General features: G+C 38.3%; 5 protein-coding genes and 2 tRNA genes. 4 read left to right on the forward strand and 3 right to left on the reverse strand.

Translation table 11 applies throughout. The annotated features are described in order from the left end of the window. Nucleotides 1–7 precede the first annotated feature (7 nt). From ptrA to recD, 3 genes are read left to right on the forward strand one after another with little or no spacing between them, the layout of a single operon-like run. Nucleotides 8–2896, forward strand: coding sequence for a pitrilysin (gene ptrA / locus ABN080_RS16795; protein WP_349441574.1), 2889 nt, complete (start codon nucleotides 8–10; stop codon nucleotides 2894–2896). After that, the gene (gene recB, locus ABN080_RS16800) at nucleotides 2893–6513 is read left to right on the forward strand and encodes an exodeoxyribonuclease V subunit beta (RefSeq protein ID WP_349441575.1); all 3621 of its coding nucleotides are present in this window, start codon (nucleotides 2893–2895) and stop codon (nucleotides 6511–6513) included. Before ptrA ends, recB begins: the two co-directional genes overlap by 4 nt. Nucleotides 6514–6515: 2 nt before the next feature. Next, entirely contained in the window at nucleotides 6516–8426 is a 1911-nt protein-coding gene (gene recD / locus ABN080_RS16805; RefSeq protein WP_196554705.1) for an exodeoxyribonuclease V subunit alpha, read from the forward strand. Nucleotides 8427–8501: 75 nt separating this feature from the next. Here the strand turns inward: recD and argA are convergent, their stop codons facing one another. After that, a complete protein-coding gene (gene argA, locus ABN080_RS16810) occupies nucleotides 8502–9836 on the reverse strand; it encodes an amino-acid N-acetyltransferase (RefSeq protein WP_196554704.1) in 1335 nt (444 codons plus the stop codon). Nucleotides 9837–10076: 240 nt separating this feature from the next. On the opposite strand from argA, the gene amiC reads away from it, so the two are divergent. Beyond that, the gene (gene amiC / locus ABN080_RS16815) at nucleotides 10077–11339 is read left to right on the forward strand and encodes an N-acetylmuramoyl-L-alanine amidase AmiC (protein ID WP_164526704.1); all 1263 of its coding nucleotides are present in this window, start codon (nucleotides 10077–10079) and stop codon (nucleotides 11337–11339) included. 212 nt (nucleotides 11340–11551) lie between these two features. Here amiC and ABN080_RS16820 read toward each other — a convergent pair. Together ABN080_RS16820 and ABN080_RS16825 are read right to left on the reverse strand one after the other, a co-directional pair. Next, nucleotides 11552–11628: transfer RNA gene (locus ABN080_RS16820), tRNA-Met, on the reverse strand. Between the two features lie 22 nt (nucleotides 11629–11650). Continuing rightward, nucleotides 11651–11724: transfer RNA gene (locus ABN080_RS16825), tRNA-Met, on the reverse strand.

Here is an 11724-nt window from a genome sequence, read left to right on the forward strand (position 1 = left end):
ATATCAGATGAGAAAATACTTATCGCAACTATGGATCATGTTGCTATTGATGCTAGTGAGTATCAACAGCTTTGCTGCTGATCCACTTTGGCGAGTATTGCCAGATAGCATTGAAAAAAGTGAAAGCGATCCACGGCAATATCAAGCGATTAAATTGCCTAATGATATGACTGTATTACTGGTTTCTGACGAAAAAGCGGTTAAATCATTAACGGCGGTTGCGTTACCTGTTGGCGCATTAGAAGATCCAGATAGTCAGCAAGGGCTTGCACACTATTTAGAACATATGGTGCTAATGGGATCGGCTAAATATCCTCAATCTGGCAGTATGTCAGAGTTCTTACAAAAGAACGGGGGATCTCATAATGCAAGCACCACTACATATCGTACAGCTTTCTACTTAGAAGTAGAAAATAGCGCCATTAATGAAGCGGTCGATCGTCTTGCAGATGCTTTAGCTGAACCTTTACTTGATCCTAAAAATGCAGATCGTGAGCGCAATGCCGTTAATGCCGAATTAACTATGGCGCGTGCGCGTGATGGTATGCGTTTTTGGCAGGTTAGAGCAGAAACCTTAAACCCAGCACATCCAAGCTCTCGTTTTATGGGCGGAAATTTAGAAACGCTAAGTGATAAGCCAAATAGCAAACTTCAAGATGAACTCATTAAGTTTTATCAAACACACTATTCTGGCAACTTAATGAATGGGGTGATTTATAGTAATAAATCACTTGATGAATTATCTAAATTAGCCGCAGAAACCTTTGCCCGTATTCCAAATAAAAAAGCAGATATTCCAGTAACCACAGTGCCTGCGATGACGGATAAAGAAAAAGGGTTAATGATCCATCTAGTACCGGCTTTACCGCAAAAAACCTTACAGATTGAATTTGGTATTGATAATAATGTTGCCGATTTTCGTAGCAAATCTGATGCATATATCGGTTATTTAATCGGTAATCGTAGTTCTGGAACACTTGCAACATGGTTACAAGATCAAGGTTTAGCTGAAAGTATTAGTGCATTTTCAGAGCCGTATATCGATCGTAACCAAGGCTCTTTTACAATTTATGTCGCATTAACAGATAAAGGTTTAGCGCAAAAAGATAAAGTTATCTCAGCTATCTTTTCATATCTTCGCTTAATTGAGTCACAAGGTATTAGCCAGCGCTATTTTAATGAAATTGCGAATGTTTTAGATCTCTCATTTCGTTATGGCTCTATTGTAAGAGATATGAATTACATAGAAGGCATTTCAGATATGATGTTGCGTTATCCAATCAAAAATATCCTGAATGCTGATTATATTGCCGATAATTATGAGCCTTCAGCAATTCTTGCTCGCCTTGAGTCACTCACACCAGAGAAAGCACGAATTTGGGTAATAAGCCCTAATGAGCCATCAAACAAACAAGCTTATTTTGTTAATGCGCCTTATCAGGTTGATAAAATTACAACTAAACAATTAGAAACATGGCAGATGTTGTCGGATGATATTTCATTATCCTTACCGACACTTAACCCATACATTCCTAATAATCTGTCGTTGATTGATGCTGATAGTAAAATCACTAAGCCACAATTATTGTGGCAAGATAAAAGCGCTCGCTTGTTCTATATGCCATCACACTATTTTTCTGATGAGCCAAAAGCCAGCGTGACATTAAGTTTGGTAAACAAGAAATCAGACATTACTGTTAAACAGCAAGTTACGCAAACTTTAACTGATTATCTTGCTGGTTTAGCACTCAGTGAATTATCTTACCAAGCATCTGTTGCAGGCATGAATATCTCATCCTCATCAGGACAAGGTATCGATTTTTCAATGAATGGTTACACACAACATTTACCAGAATTAGTTAATGCCACACTAAAAAGTTATATGAGTTTTGAATCAACACAAGAAGAGCTTGAACAGGCTAAATCTTGGTATCGCGAACAACTTGAAGTAACTCATAACCTAAAAGCGTTTGAAGCAGCGATGTTGCCAGCTCGCCGATTAAATACTATTCCGTATTATGAAGAAGCTGACAAACTCAAAGCATTAGAGTCAATTACACTGCAAGATATTGTTGATAACCGTCGTGAAGTGATTAAAAACGCAGCTCTTCAAGCACTGATTATTGGTAACTTAACGCCAGAGCAAAGCCGTGATATAGCGAAGTCTGCACATGAGTTATTAGGTAATCAAGGAACAGAATACTGGATTGGTGAAACATTAGTATTCAATAAATTAGATGCTGTTGAATTTCAAAATAAATCAAACAGTACCGATAATGCCTTAGGCGAACTTTATATTCCTACTGGGTATAGCCGCCTTGAAGGTCAGGCTATTTCTTCTGTGTTAGCTTCGGTTATTAAACCTTGGTTTTATGATCAATTAAGAACAGAAGAGCAACTTGGTTATGCTGTATTTGCTTATCAAGGCACTATGGGTGAACAGTCTGGTCTAGGTTTCTTATTACAAAGTAATGCTAAACCGCCAGTTTACTTAAATGAGCGTTATAACGCATTTTATCAGCAAGCCTATGAACGCTTGAAAAAAATGAATGAGGCTGATTTTAATCAGTATAAGAAAGCAATTATTACTGAAGTTAAACAACCACCTCAAACTTTCTATGAAGAAGTTTCTCTTTATCGAAATGATTTCCATCGTAATAATTTAAAATATGATGGACGAGAGAAATTCTTAGCTGAGCTTAATAAAGTGACGTTAAAGCAAGCTATTGAGTTTTATGAAAAAGCAGTAATAAAACCAAACGGTTTTGTGTTTGTTTCTCAAATAATTGGCAAAGATGGTAAAGAAGCTGATTACGCGCAAAATAAACAATGGAAACGTTATACAACAGTTAGCGAATTACAAAGAACGTTACCAGTTGAGGAAATTAAAGAGTGAGTGAAGTGATACAGGCGCAGCCATTAAATCCTTATACACTTCCTTTGTACCAAAGACGCCTTATTGAGGCGTCTGCGGGTACAGGTAAAACCTATACCATTGGATTACTGTATTTGCGATTACTTCTTGGTTTAGGGGGGGATTCTGCGTTTTATCGACCTCTAAGTGTTGAAGAGATCTTGGTTGTGACATTTACAGATGCTGCAACTGATGAATTACGTGCACGTATTCGTAAAAACATCCATGAACTAAGGCTTGCCTGTATCCGTCATGGTGTTGATAATGTTGACAAAACATACCAAGAATTACTCAAACAAATTCCTAATAAAGAGTTAGCTGCGCAGTGGTTATTAGAAGCTGAGCGTCAAATGGATGAAGCGGCTATTTACACTATTCATGGATTTTGCCAGCGTATGCTGGCAAACAATGCATTTGAGTCAGGTGTGTTGTTTGAACAAGTCTTGATCCAAGATGAATATGAGTTGAAAAAACGTGTTTGTGCTGATTTTTGGCGTCGCCACTGTTATCCCCTTTCTTATGATGTTGCTAATGCGGTTAGCCAAATTTGGTCTGGTCCTGAGCAACTACTTTATGAAATACAGCCTTATTTACAAGGTGAAATGCCAGAAATTGAAGGCGTGGCATTAGACAATGAAAATGAATCAGTAAAAGAGCGTCATCAAGCTGTTATTGAAGCTATTAACAAGGTGAAAGCGCGTTGGAATGAACATCATCATGAAGTTGAAGCGTGGATAACGGCCTCAGGAGTAGATAAACGAAGTTATAGTAGCCGTTTTTTACCTAAATGGATTGAAGAAATCACGTTATGGGCCGCAACGCTTGAAACAAAAAGTTATCAGTTACCTGATTGCTTGGTTCGTTTTTCTCAAGAAACTTTAAATGAGAAAGCGACCAAGGGCCCTGCTCCAGAGCATATTCTTTTTGTTGAAATTGAGCGTCTAACAAAACAAAGCTTAACACTGCGTGATGTTATCTTAGTGAATGCTATTCCTGAAATACGCCAAGGTATTGAAAATGAAAAAATGCGTCGAGGGGAAATGGGGTTTGATGATCTCTTAACACGTTTAGACAGAGCATTAAAACGTGAAGGGGGAGAAGCATTAGCACAAGCTATTCGTGAGCGTTATCCCGTTGCAATGATTGATGAATTTCAAGATACCGACCCTCAACAATACCGTATTTTTGATGCTATTTATGGTGAGCATGAAAACAGTGGGTTACTTTTTATCGGTGATCCTAAACAGGCAATTTATGCTTTCCGTGGTGCTGATATTTTCACTTATATTCAAGCGCGAAAACAAACGGCACACCATTACACTTTAAATACTAACTGGCGTTCTGCACCAGGGATGGTGAATGCGGTTAATAAGCTTTTTATGCGTTCTAGTGCTCCGTTTTTATTTGAGCATATCCCTTTTATTGATGTGAGTTCTGCTGAAAAAAACCAAGATATGGCTTTTATTTACCATGGTAAATCGATCTCGCCTTTTAATTTTTGGCTTGCTGAAGGTGAAAGTCTATCAACGGGAAATTATGAGCAAATTATGGCAACACAATGTGCCGCTCAAATTCGTGATTGGCTATCAGCAGGCGATCAACAGCAAGCATGGCTTCTAGAACAAGGTGAAAAAAAATCACTGACATCGGCTGATATTATGGTGCTGGTTCGTAGTCGTAGAGAAGCATTACTTATTCGTGATGCACTAAATTTACTCTCTATACAATCTGTATTCTTATCAAACCGCGAAAGTGTATTTGAAACGAACGAAGCTAAAGATTTGCTTTGGTTACTGCAAGCAGTTGTAACGCCAGAGAAAGAGCGTGTTTTAAGAGCCTCTTTAGCTAGTCGGTTATTTGGTTTTAGTGCAAGACAAATTGATAGCCTAAATCATGATGAACAGCGCTGGAATAGTTATGTAGAGAAATTTGCTGACTATTATGTATTATGGCAAAAACGTGGCGTTTTGCCGATGTTGCGTAAAATTATGATGGATAATCAGATTGCCGAGGATCTACTTGCCAGTGTTGATGGTGAACGCAGACTCACCGATATCATGCATATTGGTGAATTATTGCAGGAAACCTCGTTACAGCTTGATAGCGAACATGCGCTTATTCGTTGGTTAGCACAACAAATTTCTCACCCTGATGCGCAATCAGAAAGCCAACAAATGCGTTTGGAAAGTGACCGAAATCTTGTGCGAATTTGTACTATTCATAAATCCAAAGGCCTTGAATATCCTATTGTTTGCTTACCTTTTGCTTGTAACTATCAAGAGCAAAAAGGGGCGCTTTATCATGACAGAGAAAAATTTTACGCTAAGTTAGATATTTTTAGCAGACCTGAAAGCTTGCGTTTAGCTGATGAGGAGCGTTTAGCAGAAGATTTACGCCTGCTTTATGTAGCATTAACACGTTCTAAATTTTGTTGTTATGTGGGTGTTGCGCCATTGGTGAAAGGGAATAAACGTAAATCGGGACTCACTGATCTTCATAAAAATGCTTTAGGGTATTTATTACAGCAAGGTGAAGAAGGGAATAGCGAATTATTACATCAATCAATTCATGCATTACTCGATGAAAATATTAGTGTGATCACGCTTGATGAAGTTTCAGCTCACCGTTACCAACCTCAGTTAGTCAGTGAGGCAAAATTAGAGGCTGCGGTATTTAAACGTAAAATTCATGATAAGTGGCGTATAACCAGTTATTCAGGACTAACTTATCAACATTCAAATCGCGGGTACCATTTCGATTTAGGTGATATTGAGGCTTTAGTGCAGTCTATTGCCCCAGGATTGGATACTGATGCCAAAGGTGAGAAGCAACGAGAAGAAACCAATGAAAATTCGATTCATCATTTTCCTCGAGGCGCGGTTGCGGGAACATTTTTACATGGTTTGCTTGAAGTCTTGGATTTTTCTCAACCCATTGATGAACAATGGATGCAAGAGCAATTAACAGCTCAAGGCTTTGATGAAAAGTGGGCGCCATTATTAGTAACATGGATGGAAACACTGTTTTATACCCCTCTTAATACTGATGGGTTATGCCTTGCTGATATCCCTAAAACACAACAACTGGATGAATTGCAATTTTATTTGCCGATTGAACAAGAAATAACATCATCTCAGTTGACTCAATTAATAAGTCAATTTGATCCCTTATCAAAACGTTGTACTGCTTTACAATTCCAGCAAGTGGAAGGCATGTTAAAAGGCTTTATTGACTTAGTGTTTTGCTGGGAAGGGAAATACTATGTGGTGGATTACAAATCAAATTGGTTAGGTGAATCGAGTGAAGATTACACTCAAGAAGCGATGGTCAATGCAATGATAGATCACCGTTACGATTTGCAGTACCAACTCTATACATTAGCGTTACATCGCTTTTTACAGCAACGCATTCCAGATTATGATTACAAAAGCCATTTTGGGGGAATCTATTACCTTTTCTTACGCGGTATAGATAAAGCACACCCTGGAAATGGAGTTTATGCTTATTTACCTGATGAGGCGTTTGTTTTGGCGCTAGATGCTTTATTTACAGGTAAAAGAATGAAAAGTAGCACTCCTGATGTAGTCGATGAGAAATAAAAATGATCAAACTATTAGAACAAGCGATTACACAAAATGTATTACGACCATTAGATCTTCGATTTGCACAAATGCTGGTAGAAGATGAAAATCCGATTTTACTGTTTATATTTGCTTATTTAAGTGCTCAAACAGGAGCTGGACATGTTTGTTTGCCATTAAATATTATCAAAGAAAATCAATTATTTGATAGTAGGCAAGACGAACTTGCTCGTGATATTTGGCAAAGAATGGGAGAGCCTTCTACTAATCAAATAATTGAAGCGTTAATACAAAGTCATTGTGTTAATCAAAGTGGTGATAATTCCCCATCACCTATCATTTTAGATAATGGACTTCTTTATCTGCAAAGAATGTGGAGCTACGAAGAAAAAGTGGCTCAATTTTTTAGGCAAGAACATCCGGTGGTTGAAATTGATGAAAATGCATTAATTAAAGCACTCAATCAACTTTTTCCAATAATAAAAGACAATAAAGAAACTAATTGGCAGAAAGTAGCTGCCAGTGTTGCTATCACTAGCCCTATCTCTATTATTTCTGGGGGCCCTGGAACAGGAAAAACCACAACAGTGGCAAAAATCTTGGCTACTTTTGTGATGCTTACTTCGAATGAAAAGCCCATTATTCAATTAGCAGCACCAACCGGAAAAGCCGCTGCTCGATTAACTGAATCCTTAGGTAAAGCACTTGCCCAACTCGCTTTAAGTGAAGAAGAATATAAGTGGATGCCAAAGCAAGCACAAACTATTCATCGTTTGTTAGGGGCTCAGCCTGAAAGCCAGCAAGTGCGTTACCATAAAGATAACCCATTACAACTTGATATTTTAGTAGTTGATGAAGCATCGATGGTTGATTTGCCTATGATGGCTCGCTTAATTGATGCACTTCCGCCACAATGTCACGTTATTTTCTTGGGAGATAAAGACCAACTCGCTTCTGTTGAAGCCGGAGCCGTATTAGGGGATATTTGTCGTTTTGCTGATGATGGTTTGAGCCAAAAGCGATTTGATAAAATTGATTATTTAACACAAGGTGAATTATCAAAATCTGCAGCGATTATCTCTGTTTCTAACACACCTGTTTCAGTTGTTAGTGATTCACTTTGCCTATTACGAAAAAGTTATCGATTCGGCTCGAATTCAGGTATTGGTCAACTTGCTTTTGCTGTAAACCAAGGACAGACCAAAACAGCACTGACATTACTGAAGAAGGCAGTAATTACGCCTCAACAAATTGAAATGGCACTAGATACTCAAGATGTGAATTTTATCCCATTAGAAAGTGATGAAAACTATTTGCTGATGATACAAGATGCGGCGCAAGCCTATCGTCAGTATCTCTCATTGATAGCAGAAAACGCCACTCCTGATGCTATTCTTAATGCATTTAACCAATATCGTTTATTGTGTGCATTAAGAGAAGGGCCATTTGGTGTAAGTGGATTAAATGATCGAATTGAAATGCTATTGCATCGTCAACGATTAATTCGTCGCCCTACAAATAGCTACCAGAGTGACTATATTGGACGTCCAATTATGATCCAGCGAAATGACAGTACACTTGGGCTGTTTAATGGTGATATTGGTATTATGCTCAATAATGATGAAGGCGAAATGAAAGCCTTTTTCCAATTACCGGATGGTACTTTAAAAGCAATTCAACCTAGCCGGTTGCCTCAACACGAAACTGCGTATGTTATGACAGTGCATAAATCACAGGGATCTGAATTTACGCATACAGCATTAGTATTGCCTGAAAAATTTTCGCCAGTGGTCAGCCGTGAATTACTGTACACCGCCTTAACACGCGCTAAACAAAAACTTTCTCTTTATGCCAGCGAGTATATGGTGAAAATGGCTATTCAAACACGTATTCAGCGTCGAAGTGGTTTAGTCGATAAGTTACGTTATTAATTTCTGTCGGATAAGATAAAAACAATAAAAGACAGGCTTGAGAGGGATGCCTGTCTTTTTATTTATGTTTGATAGTTACTCTTTATGTAAATCTAAAATCAAAATTTTGGATCGACGCTGATAATTGTAGAGTGCCTGCTTTTCAATGGGTAATTTATCAATTTCAGCAGGTTCAAATCCTTTTTCTTGAAACCAGTGAATACTACGTGTTGTTAAAACAAATAGTTTTTCTAATCCTAATTGCTTAGCATGGGTAGAAATACGTTGTAGTAATACCTCACCACGACAAGAGCTACGATAATCAGGATGAACAGCAACACAAGCCATTTCACCAATTTTTTCTGATTGATAAGGGTAAAGTGCGGCACAGGCTATAGTCATATTATCGCGTTCAATAATAGTGAATTGATCTATCTCTATTTCTAATTGTTCTCTTGAACGTCTGACTAAAATACCTTGTTGCTCTAATGGGCGAATAAGTTCGAGTATGCCACCAATATCATTGATATTGGCTCTACGAACTTTTTCAGCACTTTCCATCACGATTTGAGTTCCTATACCATCGCGAGAGAATAGCTCTTGAATAAGCGCACCATCAGATTGATAACTTAATAGGTGGCTGCGTTCCACACCTCGACGACAGGCTTTAACGGCACCTCGCAAAAATCTGACTGTACCTGAGTGGTAATCGCCTTCGGTTTGTAGCTCTTGGATTTTATCTTCGGCTTGATTAGGTAGTAATTCAGAGACAATGTGTCCATCTTCATCGACAACACCTTGGAAAGAGCAAAAACCAATAATTTTTTGCGCTTTAAGTTTTATAGCAAGTTGTGTTGCCACTTCTTCAGATGTGAGATTAAAACTTTCACCAGTAACAGACACTGCAACAGGGCCAATTAATACAATGGCGTTACTGTCTAATTGGCGGTGAATAGCTTCTTCATCAATACGGCGAATTTTTCCGCTGTGACAATAATCCACGCCATCATCAACTCCCAAGGGTTGTGCAATGACAAAATTGCCACTAACGACATTAATATGCGCACCTTGTAATGGTGTATTACTTAAACTCATTGATAAACGGGCTGTAATGTCGAGCTGTAATGTACCCGCAGCTTGTTTAACAATTTCTAAGGTTTCACTATCAGTAATACGAGTATATTTATGATAAATTGGTGAGACTTTTTGTACTTCAAGCGCCATATCAATTTGTGGTCTTGCGCCATAAACAACCACTAAACGGATACCTAAACTGTGTAGTAATCCAATATCGTTAATGATTGATGGAAAATTTTCATGTGCGATAGCTTCGCCACCCAACATAATGACAAACGTTTTGCCTCTATGTGCATTAATATACGGAACCGAATGGCGGAATCCATCGACCAATTCGGTGCTGCGCTCTTTCATAAAACCCTCTCAAGTGAATTTTTATTCGCATTTAATGTATTTTTATTCTTTTTGATGAGAAATGGCAAGCAAAATCCTATCTTATTGTTTTGCATGAGGGCAGAATATTCGTGTAAATGTGAGTAATTGTGCTGTTTTTAAGTGACAGTGAAGTGTGGATTGGGTAAAGTTTTTCGTTCTTAACTTTTTTTATCTCTTTTTAGAGTTTATTGACGTTAATCGTTTTTTTGGAATATTTTCATGAGTCATTCTGAGCACAATCAAACTCGTCGTCGTCTTGTTAAAGGAATTGGCGCGTTATTATTGTTAAGTGTTAGTCCTGTTGGCTTTGCTGCGACAGCATCTATTGTTGCTGTCAGGGTTTGGCCTGCTTCGACTTATACTCGCGTGACTATAGAATCAAGAACACCACTGAAATATCGTCAGTTTGCATTATCAAACCCAGAACGTATTGTGGTAGATTTAGAAGGTATTCAACTTAATAGCGTATTAAAGGGGGTTGCTAATCAAGTTCAGACTAGCGATCCTTATTTAAAGTTGATCCGGGTTGGTCAAAACACGCCTAAAACAGTGCGATTAGTGTTTGAAGTAAAAACACCCGTACAACCACAAATGTTTACACTCAAACCTGTTGCTGAATTTAAAAACCGTTTAGTGCTAGATTTTTATCCTAGTCATGGCGCTGATACGGAAGATGATCCTCTCTTAGCGCTGTTGCGTGAATATAATGATGGTGATTTACAACAAGCCGTTCCTGCACAGACAGATACACGTAAACCGGGTAGAGCAGGGCGAGATAGACCTATCATTATCATGATCGATCCTGGTCATGGCGGTGAAGATCCCGGTGCCATTGGTAAATATAAAACCCGTGAAAAAGATGTCGTTTTACAAATTGCACGCCGTTTAAGAACACTTATTGATAAAGACGCCAAAATGAAGGCGTATATGACACGTAATGAAGATGTGTTTATTCCATTAACAGTACGTGTTGCTAAAGCACGAAAAATGCAAGCTGACTTGTTTGTTTCTATTCATGCAGATGCATTTACGAATCGTTCTGCCAGAGGTTCATCTGTTTTTGCGTTATCAAAAACAGGTGCGACCAGTAATACTGCACGCTATCTTGCACAAACACAAAATGAGTCTGATTTAATCGGTGGTGTGAGCAAAAGTGGTGACCGTTATGTTGATCATGCGATGCTTGATCTTGTACAAACGGCGACTATCAATGACAGCCTGAAATTTGGTAGTGAAGTGCTTAAATTGATGGGGGGAATTAATAAACTGCATAAGAATAAGGTTGATCAAGCCGGATTTGCAGTATTAAAAGCACCTGAAATCCCTTCTATCTTAGTTGAGACTGCTTTTATCAGTAATATCGAAGAAGAGAAAAAACTAAAAACAGCAAAATTCCAACAACAAATCGCAGAGTCTATCTTTAAAGGTATCAAAGCCTATTTTGCCAACGGTGGCGAGTTAACCTTAGCTGATCGTAGCTAATCTCTTCCTATACCCTTTTCTTATATTCCAGTAGAAAGCTAAGATTATGTGCTTTCTATTGGAGCTTCTTATTGTATTTTCAGCACAATAAATTTATCCAATATAATGGTTATTGAAATGAAAGAAATTGATGTAGTAAATTTATGCTTGATGCGATTAATTTTGTGAATTAAAAGAGAAAGTAAAAAGAAGAGGGAATCTTGAAGAAAAATTGGTTGCGGGAGCTGGATTTGAACCAACGACCTTCGGGTTATGAGCCCGACGAGCTACCATGCTGCTCCATCCCGCGACTGAATTGTTGTTTATAGAATTGGTTGCGGGAGCTGGATTTGAACCAACGACCTTCGGGTTATGAGCCCGACGAGCTACCATGCTGCTCCATCCC

It is taken from the genome of Proteus sp. fly-1089 (assembly GCF_040138965.1).
Lineage (GTDB): Bacteria > Pseudomonadota > Gammaproteobacteria > Enterobacterales > Enterobacteriaceae > Proteus > Proteus vulgaris_B.